This is a genomic window from Flavobacterium sp. P1_E4, from assembly GCF_056405915.1.
Genome location: NZ_JBFUBE010000003.1, coordinates 75,990 through 92,290 on the forward strand (window position 1 = coordinate 75,990; position 16,301 = coordinate 92,290).

Annotated in this window: 13 protein-coding genes and 2 tRNA genes; 10 read left to right on the plus strand and 5 right to left on the minus strand. The window is 34.1% G+C overall.

The window, feature by feature from the left end; all coding sequences use genetic code 11:
- The first annotated feature begins 1 nt into the window (after position 1).
- Together AC1DY0_RS03970 and AC1DY0_RS03975 are read left to right on the plus strand one after the other, a co-directional pair.
- Positions 2-74, plus strand: a tRNA-Gly gene (locus tag AC1DY0_RS03970).
- Positions 75-122: 48 nt separating this feature from the next.
- Positions 123-198: transfer RNA gene (locus tag AC1DY0_RS03975), tRNA-Gly, on the plus strand.
- Positions 199-241: 43 nt separating this feature from the next.
- On the opposite strand, the gene AC1DY0_RS03980 is transcribed toward AC1DY0_RS03975, so the two are convergent.
- Positions 242-1,498: a DUF445 domain-containing protein gene (locus AC1DY0_RS03980; RefSeq protein ID WP_477187375.1), complete on the minus strand. Its 1,257-nt coding sequence runs from the start codon at positions 1,496-1,498 to the stop codon at positions 242-244.
- Positions 1,499-1,666: 168 nt separating this feature from the next.
- On the opposite strand from AC1DY0_RS03980, the gene map reads away from it, so the two are divergent.
- The 7 genes from map (at position 1,667) to pruA (ending at position 10,439) form a co-directional block, all read left to right on the plus strand.
- On the plus strand, positions 1,667-2,485 hold the full coding sequence (map, locus tag AC1DY0_RS03985) for a type I methionyl aminopeptidase (RefSeq protein ID WP_477187376.1): 819 nt from the start codon (positions 1,667-1,669) through the stop codon (positions 2,483-2,485).
- 72 nt (positions 2,486-2,557) lie between these two features.
- Entirely contained in the window at positions 2,558-2,971 is a 414-nt protein-coding gene (locus AC1DY0_RS03990) for a GxxExxY protein (protein WP_477187377.1), read from the plus strand.
- 50 nt (positions 2,972-3,021) lie between these two features.
- Entirely contained in the window at positions 3,022-3,786 is a 765-nt protein-coding gene (locus tag AC1DY0_RS03995; RefSeq protein ID WP_477187378.1) for a methyltransferase domain-containing protein, read from the plus strand.
- Positions 3,787-4,001: 215 nt separating this feature from the next.
- Positions 4,002-6,908: a DEAD/DEAH box helicase gene (locus AC1DY0_RS04000; protein WP_477187379.1), complete on the plus strand. Its 2,907-nt coding sequence runs from the start codon at positions 4,002-4,004 to the stop codon at positions 6,906-6,908.
- A gap of 89 nt (positions 6,909-6,997) precedes the next feature.
- Positions 6,998-8,248, plus strand: a complete 1,251-nt coding sequence (locus tag AC1DY0_RS04005; RefSeq protein WP_477187380.1) for a type IX secretion system plug protein — start codon at positions 6,998-7,000, stop codon at positions 8,246-8,248.
- Positions 8,249-8,328: 80 nt separating this feature from the next.
- Positions 8,329-8,715 (plus strand): Co2+/Mg2+ efflux protein ApaG, encoded by a 387-nt coding sequence (apaG, locus tag AC1DY0_RS04010; RefSeq protein WP_116796107.1) that lies wholly within the window; start codon positions 8,329-8,331, stop codon positions 8,713-8,715.
- Positions 8,716-8,810: 95 nt separating this feature from the next.
- Positions 8,811-10,439 (plus strand): L-glutamate gamma-semialdehyde dehydrogenase, encoded by a 1,629-nt coding sequence (gene pruA / locus AC1DY0_RS04015; protein WP_477187381.1) that lies wholly within the window; start codon positions 8,811-8,813, stop codon positions 10,437-10,439.
- A 76-nt stretch (positions 10,440-10,515) separates the two neighbouring features.
- On the opposite strand, the gene AC1DY0_RS04020 is transcribed toward pruA, so the two are convergent.
- The 4 genes from AC1DY0_RS04020 to rsmG form a co-directional block, all read right to left on the minus strand.
- Positions 10,516-12,258, minus strand: a complete 1,743-nt coding sequence (locus tag AC1DY0_RS04020; RefSeq protein ID WP_477187382.1) for a CocE/NonD family hydrolase — start codon at positions 12,256-12,258, stop codon at positions 10,516-10,518.
- 218 nt (positions 12,259-12,476) lie between these two features.
- On the minus strand, positions 12,477-13,196 hold the full coding sequence (locus tag AC1DY0_RS04025) for a LytR/AlgR family response regulator transcription factor (protein ID WP_477187383.1): 720 nt from the start codon (positions 13,194-13,196) through the stop codon (positions 12,477-12,479).
- The gene (locus AC1DY0_RS04030; protein WP_477187384.1) at positions 13,193-14,254 is read right to left on the minus strand and encodes a sensor histidine kinase; all 1,062 of its coding nucleotides are present in this window, start codon (positions 14,252-14,254) and stop codon (positions 13,193-13,195) included. The genes AC1DY0_RS04025 and AC1DY0_RS04030 overlap by 4 nt, the downstream gene beginning before the upstream one ends.
- A gap of 202 nt (positions 14,255-14,456) precedes the next feature.
- Entirely contained in the window at positions 14,457-15,086 is a 630-nt protein-coding gene (rsmG, locus tag AC1DY0_RS04035) for a 16S rRNA (guanine(527)-N(7))-methyltransferase RsmG (RefSeq protein ID WP_477187385.1), read from the minus strand.
- Between the two features lie 107 nt (positions 15,087-15,193).
- Here rsmG and AC1DY0_RS04040 point away from each other — a divergent pair, with 107 nt between their 5' ends.
- Positions 15,194-16,285, plus strand: coding sequence for a fatty acid desaturase family protein (locus AC1DY0_RS04040; protein WP_477187386.1), 1,092 nt, complete (start codon positions 15,194-15,196; stop codon positions 16,283-16,285).
- Positions 16,286-16,301 lie beyond the last annotated feature (16 nt).

Sequence of the window (16,301 nt, forward strand, 5' to 3'; positions counted from 1 at the left end):
TGCGAAAGTAGCTCAGTTGGTAGAGCTCCAGCCTTCCAAGCTGGTTGTCGCGAGTTCGAGCCTCGTCTTTCGCTCTAAGATCAATTTTTTTTGATTGTAAAGGGTAAATTTTAATGATTAATGCGAAAGTAGCTCAGTTGGTAGAGCTCCAGCCTTCCAAGCTGGTTGTCGCGAGTTCGAGCCTCGTCTTTCGCTCCAAAAACCTCAAATGAAAATTTGGGGTTTTTTTTATTCTAAAATTTCACATTACAAAACTTTCCAACACACACTCGACTGCATAAATCAAGAGCCCTACCAAACCTCCCACAAGAGTTCCATTAATACGTATGTATTGAAGATCGCTTCCTATTTCCAGTTCCAACTTTTTGGAAACCTCATCTGTATCCCAACTTTTCACAGTAGAAGATATCAAATCGCCAATCATTTTTTTATTATTGATAAGCACTGATAATACATCATTCTTGATAAAATCATTAATCTTACCCATCATCAACTGATCGTTTTGTATTCCTTTTCCAAAACCCTGAATCATATTAGCAATGCCTTTTTTTATAGTTGATTTCTCTTTTTGAGCCAAATCATTGTTGATAGCCGTTTTAATTTCCAACCAAATACCGCTTATATATTCCTGCACTTCTTTTTTATTGGCAAAGCCAAGAACCAAATCATTGACCTTCTTCTGCATTTCTACAGAATCCCTCAACTCTGTTACAAAACGCATTACATAGTCATTTATTCTTTTACGAATGTCACTATCCTGATGACTGGCTTGTTCCAGAAAATCGTACAATCCATTAAAAACACCTTCAGTTATTTTTTTGTCAGCCAAGCCAAAAGATAGAAATGGAGTCGAACTCTTTACTTTTTCTTCAATCAAATGCTTATTGTTCTGCAATTCTACAATAAGTGTTTTCAGAACATTGGTCACCAATTCCTCTTGCTTTTCACTTTTGGCCAATGATTCCAAACCAATAGCAATCCATTCCCCAAAATTCACTTTACTTAATTTATCACTAAATTGACTATGTACAAAATGCTTCACCTCCTCATCATCTATTGTTTTTAAAACACCAGGAATCACATTTTCTACAATTAAATTAGCCACGAGATTAGCATTTTTATCATCAATCAACCAATCCGAAGCTTTTACAGCTACATTAAATTGTTCAATTTTGACTTCTAACTTTTCTCGAGTCAAAAACTCTCCTGAAACAAAATCCCCGAGATTCTCCCCAATTTTATCTTTATTACTAGGAATCAAAGCCGTGTGCGGTATCGGAATCCCAAGCGGATGCCTAAACAAAGCCACGACTGCAAACCAGTCGGCAATACCTCCCACCATTGCCGCTTCACTCAAAGCCTTCAACCAATCAATCTTATAAATATTAGCAACCACAAAAAGAACCACGGCAAATCCCAAAAGAATTAATGCATTTCTTTTCATTCTATCCAAATCTTGCTCTTTCTTACTGTTTTCCTGTTCTAGAGATCCATCCATAGTTAACAAATTGATTTATTAGCTAATTTAAGCATTTAAAAAACTATACTTTAAAAAATTAATTGCAAAATTCACTTATCCTTGCTATTAAGTATAAAAATTAAAACTAAATCAACACAAAAGAAATAATTTTAAAATTGTACTTTTGCACACTGAAAATTCGAAAATATGATTATTCAAAAAACCCGTGAGGAAATAGAATTAATGCGCGAAAGTGCATTGATCGTATCAAAAACGTTAGGAATGATAGCTTCTGAAATAAAAGAAGGAGTTACAACATTATATCTAGACAAAAGAGCCGAAGAATTTATCAGGGACCATGGTGCAGTACCAAGTTTCCTTGGACTTTATGGATTCCCGAATTCATTGTGCATGAGTCCAAATTCACAGGTGGTACACGGAATCCCAAACAACAAACCATTAGAAAGTGGCGATGTAATTTCGGTTGACTGCGGTGCTTTCAAAAACGGATACCACGGAGACCATGCCTACTCTTTTGAAATTGGCGAGGTTGCACCTGAAACAAAAAAATTACTTCAAGTTACCAAAGAATCTCTATACGTTGGAATCCGTGAATTGCGTGTTGGAAACCGTGTAGAAGATGTTGGAAATGCTATCCAAAAATATACCGAAGCGCATGGTTATGGTGTGGTTCGAGAGCTGGTTGGTCACGGTGTAGGACAAAAAATGCACGAAGATCCAGAGATGCCTAATTACGGAAAAAGAGGTCGTGGTAAACTTTTCATCGAAGGAATGGTTGTCGCTATTGAACCAATGATTAATTTGGGAACCAAAAACATCAAACAGCACAAAGACGGCTGGACAATCACCACTGCTGATGGAAAACCATCTGCACATTTTGAACACGACGTAGCGATTATTGACGGAAAACCTGAGATTTTATCGACGTTTGCCTATATCTACAAAGAACTGGGAATTGTGAGCAATGAAGAAGATGAATTTAGAAAAGTGCCGTTGGTTCTTTAAATAATTTCACGAAGATTCACAAAGAAAACACAGAGATTCACAAAGATTTTAGTTTAAATTATAGCAATAAAAATGAACGAAGAACTATCAAAAATTCCTGTAGACTTAGAATCCCTTTCATATAAAATAATTGGTTTAGCAATTGAAGTTCACAGACAATTGGGCCCAGGCCTTTTAGAATCAGCATATCAACAATGTCTTTATTATGAAATTAAAAAAGCGGGTTTAAAAGTTGAAAAAGAAATAACTCTCCCGATAATTTATAAAGACATTACACTTGACCACGGTTACAGAATTGATTTACTTATTGAAGACAAATTAGTTATTGAATTAAAGACTGTAGAAAGTTTCACTTCTGTTCATTTTGCACAAATACTCACCTATTTAAAATTAGGCAACTATCCATTAGGGTTATTAATCAACTACAATTCTAAAATTTTAAGAAATAATATAAAACGATTTATAAATTCAAATTCGAATTTCTAAAAAACTTAGCGAATCTCTGTGTTTTCTTTGTGAATCTCTGCGTAATAACTATGAAAAAAGCCTTTAAACTTATACTCAATACCATCCCTCGTCCTTTATTAATTAGGTTGAGTTATGTCGCACGCCCTTTTATTGCTTTTTCATTAAAAGGAGATACTTATACCGACCCAATTGATGGGAAAAGTTTCAAATCGTTCTTGCCTTACGGGTACGAAACACAGCGCAATAATGTGCTTTCACCAAGTACGCTTTCGTTGGAGAGACATCGTTTGCTTTGGTTGTACCTAAACGAGCAAACCGATTTTTTTACCGCTCCCAAAAAAGTATTACATTTTGCACCTGAACAGGCTTTTTATAAAATGTTCCGCAAGCAAAAAAACCTGGATTATACCACAACCGATTTGTTTTCGCCATTGGCGGACGTGAAGGCAGATATTTGTAATTTGCCTTTTGAAGACAATCAATATGACGTTATTCTTTGCAATCACGTATTGGAGCACATTCCGGATGACACCAAAGCCATGCAGGAATTGTATCGCGTTTTAAAACCGGGCGGAATGGCTATTTTGCAAATCCCACAAGATTTGAAAAGAGCAGTAACCTTTGCTGACGATACGATTACAGACCAGAAAGAACGCGCCAAAATATTTGGACAATACGATCACGTACGCATTTATGGCCTTGATTATTTTGACAAACTAAGAAGCATTGGTTTTACCGTTGTTGAAGAAGATTACACGAATAAAATAGCTCCCGAATTGGTTGAAAAATATTGTTTGGCAAAAGGCGAAATCATCCCTGTTTGTTTTAAATAAAAAACATCTTCAAAGTTTTATTGACTATAGCTTTAAATTGCCTCCAGCTTTAGCTGGAGGAAAATTTAATGTATATCAAAATGGCTTTAGCCAAAATAGCAATCTATTTTGGCTAAAGCCATTTAACAACTATACCAATTTTGTTCCTCCAGCTAAAGCTGGAGGCAATTGAAAAACCAGCCACTATAGATTTATAGCCCTAAAAATAATTCCAATTGAAAAACGAGAATAACTTTCAGTTCTGTTTTGATATTAGTTTTGAGAAAAGACTAAATACATATATTCCGACCGCTTATATTGTTGGACATTCTGAAGCCATAACTTATTTGGACAAGAAAGCGAGCCCCGAAGTCCTTCAAAGTTTTGGAATTATTCTTGAAAATTTAGACATAAACACTAAAAATGTTTTATCTCTTTGTGAAGCACTTAAGCCTGAAGTGATTTTCAAGAAATTCAGCAAAAACAGTAAATCGTCCAAAAACATAGAGGATTTACTTAAAGACAGCAAACTGGAATTCGGGATTCGGCAATTCATACAAACTAATTTAGACCAGTTTTACTCTTTAGTTTCTCAAGGCGATTTTCCAATTTCGCTGAATTTGGGAAAAGAAAAAGATTTTCGCATTAGCCAAATTGCCTCTAAAAACACAGCATTAGAAACCAGTCTTGAATTTGACAAGCACGAAAACGGAATTTCTTACACCTTACTTTTAAAGGATGAGACTACTGAGTTCTACCCTTCAAATACCACGATCACTCTTCTTTTGGACGAACCGGGATGGTTAGTTGCGTATCATAAATTGTACCGACTAAAAGACATCAACACTAAAAAAATTACTCCTTTTTTGACAAAAAAATCCGTCGAGATTCCGTCAAAATTGGTTCCTGACTATTTTGAGAAATTCATCAAGGACATTGCAAAAAAAGCAAATATAAAAGCCACCGGATTTGCTGTTGAACTAAAGGACAAGATTAGTTCTTGTTCTCTCCAACTTGCGCACGACTTTTTCAAAAATACTTATTTTCTCAATCTTTTATTCGACTACGACGGTTTTAGTTTTGACAATAGCAAGGCTAAGAAAATCCATTCCGAAATTGACATTCGTAATTTGGATGAAATCAAAGTGATTCAATATAAAAGAACATCCGAAGAAGCATCATTTGAAAACAAATTACTGGAAATCGGCTTATCAAAAACTGAAAATAGCTTGTTTCAGCTTTCGCAAAAGGAAGAAAAACAAGATCCATTCGCAACCGTCCAATGGGCGATAGAAAATCAGGAAATTCTCGAATATAAAGGTTTTTCAATTAAAGATTTAAAAATTGACAGCATGAAAATTGACTCTCACAAAGTGAATATTCAATTCTCGAATGAAGTCAAAAGCGATTGGTTTGACATCAAAATGATAGTCGTATGTGAAGCATTTGAATTTAGTTTCAGTGAAATTATTGAAAACATAAAAAACCGAAATCGACTCTTTCTTTTGCCAAACGGCAACTACTTTTTGATTCCACTGGAATGGATGACACTTTACGGTCCAATGGCAAAACTCGCAAAAGTTCAAAACGGAAATCTTACTTTGCTAAAAAGCAATTTTGCTGTTCTGGAACACATTCCCGAACTTAAAGGCTCCGCTAATTTTAAAGCAGACATAGAATACCAGCCTTCACCTTTGGTAAAAGCGACATTGAGACCATATCAAATTGATGGAGTCAAATGGCTTTTAGAACATTACAACAATGGCTTGGGAGCTTGCTTAGCCGACGATATGGGATTAGGGAAAACACTGCAAACCTTAGCTACATTGGTAGCAGTACAAGAACAATTGGATTTTGAAAAAGCCGAAAACGTTCAGTTGGATTTGTTTGGAAACGAAATTGTAATGCCTAAAGAATACCTAAAAGCATTGATTGTTCTGCCATCGTCTTTGGTTTTTAACTGGTATAACGAAGCCCGGAAATTCACTCCGCATTTTCGACGAGTGCAATACATTGGCAACGACCGAAAAATGCTTTCTAAAAAACTGGAAAAATATGATGTGATTTTTACCAGTTACGCTATCGTTTCGAGAGATATTTCAATTTTGGAAAAATACAATTTCAGGTATTTAATTTTGGACGAAAGTCAATACATCAAAAACAAAAACTCCAAAATTTTCAAGGCAATCAACCAAGTAAAAGCCAATCATAAAATATCATTGAGCGGAACTCCGATAGAGAATTCACTCGATGATTTGTGGTCGCAAATGCAATTTATCAATCCAAATATATTGGGTAGCTATTCCTTTTTTGCCGAAAATTATAAATTTCCAATCGAGAAAAAACAGGACGAGAGCAGTTTATTAGAACTAAAAAATCTCATTAGTCCTTTTATTTTACGACGTACCAAAGAACAGGTTTTAAAAGATTTACCGGAACTTTCCGAACAGATTTTCTATTGTGAAATGGAACCTGAACAAGAGAAGTTGTACGAAGAAGAAAAATCCAAAGCCCGAAACTCGTTATTAAAAACTGATGGTTCTGGAGTTGATAAAATCAATATCATCAATACCTTGATGCGTTTGAGACAATTGAGCAATCACCCAAAAATGATTGATTCCAAATCGGAAATGGATTCAGGGAAATATATTGCCGTGACTCGATATTTGGAAACTTTGGTGCAATCCAGTCAAAAGACAATTGTTTTCAGTTCGTTTGTGTCTAATTTGGATTTTTATAAATCTTGGTGTAAGGAAAACAAAATTGATTTTTGTGAACTAACTGGAGAAACTCCTTTGAAAGAAAGAGAATATCAAGTCAATCGTTTTCAGGAACAAGAAAAACCGTTGTTATTTTTCATCTCTTTGAAAGCAGGTGGCGTTGGCCTCAACATCACTAAAGCTTCTTATGTTGTTTTCTTGGATCCCTGGTGGAATCCTTTTTCGGAAAAACAGGGAATTGGCCGTGCGCATCGAATTGGACAATTGAATAAAGTAAATGTGATTCGGTTTATCGCCAAAAATACCGTTGAAGAAAAAATCATCCGTTTGCAGGAAAGCAAAAAACTATTAGCCGATTCGCTTTTAGACGAAAATTATATTAGTGCCGAGATTGAGGAGAATTTGAGTTTCATATTAGAATAGACAAATAATCCTGTTTACTAGTCCAATCAAATATATCATTATAATTTTCGTTTATTTGTATATTTACAATTCATGAACGATAGTTAATAATGAAATCAATAGCTGTTTTACTTTTTTCTTTCTTTTGCCTCACTCTCACTGCCCAAGTAGTGAATGAAATAGCACCTCCTTATAATATCAAAACGGTTTCTTTTATTCAAAACAATCAAAACGTAGTTCCCATATTCAGATTGGGGGAACGATTTGATTTTGAATTTGATGATTTATTTGGCAATGAAGCCGACTACTATTATGAAATCACCCATTGCGATTACAATTGGGTTCCTACAGACATTCCAAAAAGTGAATATCTGTCCGGTTTTGACAGCCAAAAAATACAGGAAACTGTCAATTCTTTCAACACGTTACAGATTTTCACCCATTATAAGTTATCAATTCCTAATAACTATAGTAAAATACTCTTAAGTGGCAATTATGTTCTTACTATCTTAAATTCGGATAAAGAAGTGGTTATGAAAAGATATTTCATTTTATATGAAGACTTGGTGTCTGTTCCTTTAAGAATTAGAAAGGCTCGAACAGTGAAAAACATTTATACGAAACATAATTTAGATTTTGAAATCAAAACTGGAGATCAAATATTGTTTCAAAACCCAATGCAAAACCTTAAAGTACTTTTGCTTCAAAATGGGAAATTCAGCACCGCCATAAAAAATGTTCCTCCACAATACACAGTCAGCAATAATTTTGTTTATAAATATGATCAGGAAACACAGTTTTGGGGTGGAAACGAATTTTTGAATTTTGATTCCAAAGACCTCAAAAACGCCAATAACTATGTGAGTTTTGTCAACTCAGACAATGACATTTATAATACTCATTTATATACCAATAATGACAAAGCTAATTTCCCCTACACAAACTATTCAGACATTAATGGAAATTTCTCTATCCGAAAAATAGACGGTGAAAACAACACCATTGAGGCGGATTATTCTTGGGTTTACTTCAGTTTATCAGCTCCTTTAGCCAATCCAAATTCTTCTATCTATATTGTTGGAATGTTCAATAATTATAGCTTTACTCCAGAAAATAAAATGGATTTTAATTCCAAAAATGGTCTTTATGAAAAAGCGATTTTAATCAAACAAGGATTTACAAACTACCAATACATGTCGGTAAACAGCAAAGGATTTATCGACCAGGAACATGCAATTGATGGAAATTTTTATCAAACTGAAAATGAATATACTGTTTTAGTTTATTACAAAGGAAGCAGCGATCGATACGAAAAAGTCATCGGCCGCGGAACCGCCACTTCATTAAACATAACAAATTAGAAAACTTTGAAAATTTTTAAATAAAATATTCATTTTTTTCGTAGATTTGTTGCCATACAGCACTTAATTAGCTCATTAACATGGTTTCACAAATAACAAGAGGCATTAAAATTTCGGTATTGACTAGTTTTGAAGGAACGTACTTCAAAAACTATAAGATTCATTTTGCCTTTAGTTATGAGATTACAATCGAAAACCATAGTAAAGATTCTGTCCAATTGACTTCACGCCATTGGGAAATCTTCGATTCTTTAAATGATTTAGAATTTGTAGATGGAGAAGGTGTTATTGGGAAAAAACCAGTTTTGAAACCGGGAGAACAACACACCTACAGTTCAGGATGTTTATTATCATCTCCATATGGAGCCATGAAAGGTTATTTCAATATGATTAACTTTACCTCAACCAAATCTTTTAGAGTTATAGTGCCTACTTTTAGACTTTGCGCTCCTTTCGCATTGAATTAATTTGACTTTAATTATGACATTTTTAGCATAATTTAAATCTTTCCTTTGTACTTTTGCATCAAATTTATAATCGTTTAATATTTAATTATAGAGATATGCTAAAAGGATTTTTCAATGTACCAAAAGCGGTAAACGAACCCGTAAAAGGATACGCACCTAATTCCCCAGAAAAAGCAGCTGTTTTATCAGCGTATAAAGAAATGTGGAATACTAAAATCGACGTTCCATTGTATATTGGTAGCGAAGAAATTAGAACAGGAAACACCAAAAACATGACCGCTCCACACGATCATAAACATGTAGTTGGAATTTACCATTTAGCCGAAAAATCACACGTAGAAAGTGCTATTGCAAATGCTTTGGAATCCAGAACAGCATGGGCAAATATGGCTTGGGAACAAAGAGCAGCAATTTTCTTAAAAGCAGCTGAATTGATTGCCGGTCCTTACAGAGCAAAAATTAATGCCGCAACAATGATTGGGCAATCCAAAAATATTCATCAAGCAGAAATTGACGCTGCCTGTGAATTGATAGATTTTTTACGTTTCAACGTAGAATTCATGACACAAATTTATGCTGATCAACCAAAATCAGCATCCGATATGTGGAACCGTTTAGAATACAGACCGCTTGAAGGTTTTGTATACGCTATTACTCCATTTAACTTTACTGCTATTGCTGCTAATTTGCCTGCAAGTGCTGCTATGATGGGTAATGTTGTGATTTGGAAACCAAGTGACAGCCAAGTATTCTCTACTAAAGTTATTATTGACGTATTCAAAGAAGCAGGAGTTCCTGACGGTGTAATTAACGTTGTTTTTGGAGATGCATTGATGATTACTGACACTGTTTTGGCAAGTCGTGATTTTGCTGGAATCCACTTTACTGGTTCTACTCATGTATTCAAAGATATCTGGGCGAAAATTGGAACAAACGTTCACCATTACAAAACATATCCAAGAATTGTTGGAGAAACTGGTGGTAAAGATTTCATCATTGCTCACCCAAGTTCTAATCCAAAACAAGTGGCTACAGGAATCGTTCGTGGAGCATTTGAATTTCAAGGACAAAAATGTTCTGCTGCTTCAAGAGCTTATGTGCCACAAAGCTTATGGCCAGCAATTAAAGAACAATTAATTACTGATACAAAATCAATGAAAATGGGCTCTCCAGAAGATTTCAGTAACTTTATTACTGCTGTAATCCATGAAGGATCTTTTGATAAATTGGCTAGCTTTATTGACCAAGCCAAAAAAGATACTGATGCAGAAATCATCGTTGGTGGAAATTACGACAAATCTGTTGGTTACTTTGTTGAACCAACAATAATCGTAACAACAAACCCACATTACACAACAATGGAAACCGAATTATTCGGACCTGTTATGACAATTTATGTTTATGAAGACGCTAAATGGTCTGAAACATTGAAATTGGTAGATTCTACATCTGAATATGCTTTAACTGGAGCAGTTTTTAGTCAAGATCGTTATGCTATTGAAGAAGCAACAACTGCTTTACAAAACGCTGCCGGAAACTTTTACATCAATGACAAACCAACTGGAGCTATTGTAGGAATGCAACCATTTGGTGGAGCAAGAGCTTCTGGAACTAACGACAAAGCAGGTTCTGCATTGAACTTATTGCGTTGGGCTTCTCCAAGAACAATCAAAGAAACATTCGTAACTCCAACAGATTATAGATATMCTTTTTTGGGAGAATAATCTAATTTTAGATTTATAAAAAAGCCACAAATTTCAAATGAAATTTGTGGCTTTTAATTTTATTCATTTAAAACTTTTATTTCCAAATAGGAATCTTTACATAACTATCATTATACCATTTTACTTTTAACGGTTCTTTTGCATCCTCAATAGTTTCATCGCTAACTTCTTTACCTGTACCATAATTCAATTGAGAAAATGGATTTTTATTGACATTGATAACCACAAGCAAACGACTGCCTTTACTTAATTGTTTACTGACCAAATGCGTATTCGAAAAAGGAATCGATTCTATTTTATTTGGTTTTAACAAATTCCTTTTTGCAATATCTTTAGCATAACTGACACGACCTAAAAAATAAGACAAATGAAAATAGTCTCCGTTAGGCATTAATTCATATAAAGTGACTCCCATATCGAAATCTTTTTTATTGATACTTGCTTTTATTTCTCCAAAAAAAGAACCGTTAACCAACATTGGTTCTTTTAAAGGTTCACTTATAAAAACAAATCCGTTGCTTGTATCAATCTCTTTTCGGATAATAGGATCAGGATAATAATCATTATTCTGTGTTTCTCTGTCTGCAAAATTAACTTCTTGGTACAAATAATTTTTCTGAATTGGCTTTTTAGGATTTAAAGCGTAAAAATTCCCCGATTTGCTATCAGTCAAATACATCTTCAAGAAACCATTGCTCATTTTATCAAGAGAAGGCGCACTTCGCCACTCATTTGCTCCCATTACTTCATAGTTAATTTTGTCTTTCAGTATTTCTGGTTTCGTGCCATTTTTTAGAATATAATCAAACCATTGATACGTTATTTTTTTGGTATTGATCATTGCTGTTGAATCAACCTTGTAGTCATACAAATTAATTTCGCCACCAATTTGAGTACCAAAATGACCATACGGCCCAATAATTACGTAGACTGGAGTTTTTGGATTATATTTCTGAAGCTCTCTTACATAATACAAACCTGAATTTTGAGAATCGTTGTAATACCCGTCAAAAGCTAACACAGGAATACTTATTTGTGCAAATTCTTTTCCGTATGGTGCCATTTTCTGCCAATATTCGTCAAATGAGGGATGGCCTATCCATTTCTGAAACAGCCTATTGGGACTTCCGTCAATACTGTCCATTTTTTTATAGGCAACACCTTTTTCCCACCATTTGTTTTGCATATTTCTAAATCGTTGCCTATCATTTCCCGCAATGGTATCTAAATATTTATTATTCCCAACATAAAACGACCATTCATAATTGGGATTTACAGAAACGTTATTTTCCATTGGAAGTCCCATTCCGGGCCTGTTAGCAACATAAGGCACAATGGTTTTAAGTGCAGGGTGCTTTTTTTTACAAGCAGCCCATTGTGTAAATCCATTATAACTACCGCCAAACATCCCAACGCTTCCGTTACACCATTCTTGTTTACTGATCCAATCAATGACATCATAAGCATCGTTAGCGTCATTTTCATAAGGGAATATTTCATTTGGACTAAACCGTTTACCTCTTGTATAGGCAATTACGCCTACATAACCGTTGTCTGCTGCTTCTTTTAAGGATTTGATATCTCTGCCTTTGTCCCTAACATAAATGGTATATTGAAGGATGACAGGTTTTGGAGTAATGATTCCTTTTTTCCGAACTACCATTCCTGATATAAATGCACCGTCTCGGGTTTTGATCATCACACTGTCTTGAATATCATAAGCACTTTTTACATCTTCCGATTTTGTTACACTAGTTTGCTGTGAGAACGCATTTGATAATATTAAAATTAGAAATACAAAGTTTAAAATTGGTTTCATTAAATCTTTTTTTAGGTAGTTATTTTTTAAAGCATAAAAAGTTGCTTAATCATATGATAAGTAGCTCTTGAATAATACTAAACGCATTCTTAGCAGTTATTTTGCGCGAGGGATTGCAGTGAAGCTCTTTTTTTATTTGGCGATTTTTCTTCGCCAAATAAAAAAAAGCGGGAGCGAAAAGCCCGACCCGTAGTTTTTACGGAGGGTCACGCCCAAATTTAAATGCTATTAATATTTTTGAATTTGGCTGATTGGCGGTTTGACACTTCTAATAGCTCTCCAGTTTTTAGCTTTACTTCTAGCCTTCCGCTGATTGTTGTATTAACTTCTTGGATATATTTAATATTTACAATTTCGGTTCTGTTTATTCTAAAAAAAATATTTCCATCCAACATCTCTTCCCATTGGCGGAGCGAACGCCTTTGCAGGGCTTTTTTACCTTGAAAAAAAAGTCTAGTGTAATTTTCAAGTGATTCAATTAAATAAATTTCATCCAATTGGATAAAGAATCGTTTCTCCCCATCCTTAATGAAAATTTTTCGATCTTTCGTTTCAGAATTATTTAAAGAGGATTTCAGGTTTATAGTATTCCTTATTTTTTCAATTGCTTTTGCAAAACGTTCCTCTCGTATGGGTTTCATTAAATAGTCCAGAGCATTTACTTCAAATGCCTGTACAGCATATTGGTTATAAGCAGTAGTAAATAGTACAGCTGGCACATTATCTAATGACTCCAATAAATCGAAACCGGATTTCTCAGGCATTTGAATATCTAAAAAAATTAAATCAGGCATTTTCGCTTCGATCAAATCCTTAGCTTGATCGGCATTTTCAGCCTCACCTATAAGAACAAAGTCTTCATATACTTTTAATGCTCTTTTCAGTTCTTCTCTTGATAAACGTTCATCATCTACTATTACAACTTTTATCTTTTTCATTCGGATGGAAGTAAAATAGCTGTTAAAACCGTTTCGTCTTTCATTTCTGTAATTTCAAAAGAGGCATTTCCGTTATATTGCAGCAATAACCTCTCTCTCAGGTTATTTAATCCAATACCCGAATCTTTAATCTCTCTACTTAGCTTTCCCGAGTTTTGAACACTGATTTTTATAAAATTATCCTCCATTTCAATTTTTATATTAATGAATCCACCACTTTTTCTTTTTTCAATTCCATGTTTTATTGCATTCTCAACCAACGTTTGAATACTCAAAGGCAGAATTAAATGTTTTGATAAATCTAGATTTGTTTCAATTTTTGTTTGCAAACGTTCTTCAAATCGTATTTTCTCTAATTCCAAATAATCTTTGACAAGGTTTATTTCGTCATTTAAGGATACTAATCTCTCAATATTACTGTTTAAGGAATTCCTCAATAACTCCGACAACAAATCAATTGCTCTCCTAGCCGAATGTGGATTTTCCAATACCAAAAACTTTATATTATTAAGTGAATTAAAAAAGAAATGGGGATTAAGCTGTGCAGTCAGACTATTCAACTGTGCCTCTTTTATTATAATTGACAATCGAGCATTTTCCTTTACTGTTTCTATTTCAAGTCTTGAATAATGATAAAGGTGATATGCCAAAACCCAAATAGACATTAGTCTAGTACCCGTGATAAAAACCTGCAGTTGTGTAGATTTGAAAAATTCTAAAAATGAAACGGGAGCACTTTTTAAAATAAACAAACGTACTAGATAAAGTTTTCCAACAATCAGAAACATGTACAATAAGGAAAGTACCAAAACACTAACTATAATCTTTGGAACTAACGTTTTTAGATTTAATTTATTCCATCCATTTTTTAAAGCAAAATTTCTGTAAATATGCGTCAATGTAATACCGATAGACACATCCAGTATTAAATCTGCTATTCCTATTTTCCAAATAAAATTACCATTAAAAAAAGCCGAGATCCCCCAATACAAAGAAGTGGTAATCCATCCAATGAGTTGAATTTTCCAATAGGTAGATATTGTTCTAATTGTTTTCAATACAAAAGTTTTTAATGCTATTGTAAAGGTATTCCTCTAATACAGATTGAGCAAATAAAAGTACATGAACGAAAAATAATAGAGGATGAATGGAGTTCGTTTCAAAATTATACTACTCTAACACATTGAAATGTAAAAGCCGAATCTTAAATTTAAGATTCGGCTTTTTACCTTATGACTTTCAAAATTTCGTTTTTCAGACTTACACCACAAACTTCAAAGGCAAATGGACCACTTTCTTAGTCTCGAAAAACTCATCTTCAAAGAAATCCGAAATATTGTATTCTGTCGCTTTTGGGAAATCTTTTAGTTCATCGGTTAAATCACCACCTTTCAAATAAAGAATACCGTTTTTTAATTCATGCTTGTTTTGCTTCTTGATTTTAGTTTTTATCCAAGAAACAAAATCAGGCATATTAGTCACTGCACGACTTACTATGAAATCAAAATCACCTTTTACATTTTCGGCACGAAGTTGTTCGGCTTTGACATTTTTTAGTTCTAAGGCTTCAGCAACAGCTTGAACAACTTTTATTTTCTTGGCAATAACATCAATCAAATAAAAACGAGTTTCAGGAAAAAGAATAGCCAATGGAATTCCTGGAAATCCACCACCGGTTCCTACATCAAGCACATAAGTTCCAGGTTCAAACTTATTTACTTTGGCTATGGCCAGTGAATGCAATATATGTTTAGTGTACAACGAATCAATATCTTTACGTGAAATAACATTGATTTTTTCATTCCAATCGTGGTATAAAAAATCCAATTTTTGAAACTGTTCTACCTGAATATCAGATAGGTTAGGAAAATACTTTAGAATCTCGTCCATCTTAAAAATTTTTAACAAAAGTACTGCTTTTCACTTATAAATATTTAACTCAATATTGTATGTTGAAAATTTATATTGGTTACCTTTGCAAATATTCAAAAAATTATATGAACAATACCGCACCTACATTTGCAAAACAAGACAATTTAAAGTTTTTCAGAACTCTTAATTCTCGTGTTAACAGCTATTTCAAAGAAAATAATATCGAAAAAACTGGAAACTGGAAAATCCATTTGAAGACTGTAATTCTTTTTACCGTCTTCCTTGTTCCCTACTTTTTGATACTTACTTTAGACATGCCTTTTTGGGTACACCTTCTATTAACCATCATTATGGGAATTGGAATGGCAGGAATTGGAATGAACGTAATGCACGATGCCAACCACGGATCTTATTCAACTAAAAGTTGGGTTAATAAATTCATGGGGGGAACCATATACGTATTAGCCGGAAACGTACACAACTGGCAAGTACAACACAACGTTTTACACCATACTTACACGAACATTATAGGTCATGACGAAGACTTGGAAGCAGGAAGAATCATGCGTTTCTCCAAAGAAGCAGAATGGCATAAATTCCACAAATTTCAACAATATTACGCTGTGTTTTTATACGGTTTATTGACTTTCAATTGGGCCATTACAACCGATTTTAAACAAATGAGCAGTTACCTAAAAAGAAAATTATCTTATGGTGAACCAAAAAGCCCAAAAGTACTTTGGACAACATTAATCATCACAAAAGTAATTTACCTATCTATTTGGATTGTTTTACCAATCGTAATAGGAATCACTTGGTGGAAAGTTTTGGTTGGATTTTTTATCATGCACTATACTGCTGGATTAATCCTAAGTATTGTATTCCAATTGGCACACGTAGTTGACGAAGCTGCCAATCCTCAACCAAATGAAACTGGCGAAATGGAAAACACTTGGGCTATTCACCAATTGTTCACCACAGTAAATTTTGCACCAAAAAACAGAATCGTAAACTGGTACACAGGAGGATTAAACCACCAAATTGAGCACCATATTTTCCCTCATATCAGCCACGTTCACTATGGTAAAATTGCGAAAATCGTAAAAGAAACGGCAAAAGAATGCCAATTGCCATACTACGAATACAAGACAATGACAGCTGCTGTTGTTGCCCATTTCAAACATTTAAGAACATTGGGACTAGAACCCGCACTATAATAATTATCTAAAAAAA

Excerpts from the sequence above, each read along its gene's own strand:
- map (WP_477187376.1), top strand. The coding sequence starts at position 1,667 with ATGATTATTCAAAAAACCCGTGAGGAAATAGAATTAATGCGCGAAAGT.
- AC1DY0_RS03995 (WP_477187378.1), top strand. The coding sequence starts at position 3,022 with ATGAAAAAAGCCTTTAAACTTATACTCAATACCATCCCTCGTCCTTTA.
- AC1DY0_RS03990 (WP_477187377.1), top strand. The coding sequence starts at position 2,558 with ATGAACGAAGAACTATCAAAAATTCCTGTAGACTTAGAATCCCTTTCA.
- AC1DY0_RS04020 (WP_477187382.1), bottom strand. The coding sequence starts at position 12,258 with ATGAAACCAATTTTAAACTTTGTATTTCTAATTTTAATATTATCAAAT.
- AC1DY0_RS04005 (WP_477187380.1), top strand. The coding sequence starts at position 6,998 with ATGAAATCAATAGCTGTTTTACTTTTTTCTTTCTTTTGCCTCACTCTC.
- apaG (WP_116796107.1), top strand. The coding sequence starts at position 8,329 with ATGGTTTCACAAATAACAAGAGGCATTAAAATTTCGGTATTGACTAGT.
- AC1DY0_RS03980 (WP_477187375.1), bottom strand. The coding sequence starts at position 1,498 with ATGGATGGATCTCTAGAACAGGAAAACAGTAAGAAAGAGCAAGATTTG.
- rsmG (WP_477187385.1), bottom strand. The coding sequence starts at position 15,086 with ATGGACGAGATTCTAAAGTATTTTCCTAACCTATCTGATATTCAGGTA.
- AC1DY0_RS04040 (WP_477187386.1), top strand. The coding sequence starts at position 15,194 with ATGAACAATACCGCACCTACATTTGCAAAACAAGACAATTTAAAGTTT.
- AC1DY0_RS04025 (WP_477187383.1), bottom strand. The coding sequence starts at position 13,196 with ATGAAAAAGATAAAAGTTGTAATAGTAGATGATGAACGTTTATCAAGA.